This is a genomic window from Vibrio sp. 10N.222.46.A1 (genome assembly GCF_041473595.1).
Lineage (GTDB): Bacteria > Pseudomonadota > Gammaproteobacteria > Enterobacterales > Vibrionaceae > Vibrio > Vibrio tasmaniensis_A.
The window spans coordinates 1-1,025 of the sequence record NZ_JBFRSN010000179.1; the positions used below are offsets into that span (position 1 = coordinate 1).

General features: G+C 46.4%; 1 protein-coding gene. It reads left to right on the forward strand.

Annotated elements, in window-relative coordinates:
* Positions 1-1,025, forward strand: a 1,025-nt coding sequence (locus AB4496_RS06180) for a cadherin-like domain-containing protein (RefSeq protein ID WP_372130696.1), incomplete at both ends; no start/stop codon positions are given.

The window sequence follows — 1,025 nt, forward strand, 5'->3', positions numbered from 1 at the left end:
TCAAGATCAACAGTTCAGTATTGCAGAAGACGGTACTTTACTGTTCACAGACGCCGACCTATTAACAGGCGCAACGGACATTGAAGGTGACAACCTAACGGTTGAAGGTGTGACCTACGATGGCGGCGATGGCATTCTTACTGATAACGGTAATGGCACGTACACCTTTGCGCCAAACGAGAACTTCAATGGTGACGTAAACTTCAGCTTCGATGTATCAGACGGTACAGACACGGTTGCTGCAAACATTGATGTAAGCGTAACAGCAGTCGATGATGCACCAGTATCAGGCGACCTTGCTTACTCAGTCGATGAAGACGGTTCGATTCGTCTAAGCCAAGAGCAACTACTGTCTCAAGCATCTGACGTAGAAGGCGATGATCTAATTGCTAGTGGCCTAACGGTTGGTGGCGATGCGACAGTTATTCAAAACGACGATAGCAGCTTTACCATTACGCCAGATGAGAACTTCAATGGCGATATCGATATCAGCTTTGATATTTCAGATGGTACTAACACGGTTCAAGCTTCTGCCGATTTAACCGTTAACCCAATCAATGACCTGCCAGTTCCTCAAGATCAACAGTTCAGCATTGAAGAAGACGGTACGCTGCAGTTTACTGATGCAGATCTGCTAACCGGTGCAACCGATATTGAGGGTGATGATCTCACGGTTGAAGGCATCAGTTATGAAGGGACTGATGGGGTACTGACAGACCATGGTGATGGCTCATACAGCTTTGCGCCAAATGAAAACTTCAATGGCGACGTGAACTTTAGTTTCGATGTTTCAGACGGCACCGATACGGTGTCTGCAAACATTGATGTTAGCGTGACTCCAGAGAACGATCCGCCAGTTGCTGGCTCTACGTCTTACACAGTTAATGAAGACAATTCGATTACCATCTCTGATGCACAACTATTGGCAACATCTTCAGACATCGAAGGTGATGTATCGATAGACAGCGTGACTTACTCGGGTAGTGATGGTGTCCTTGAAATCAACGGTAACGGTACTTACACCT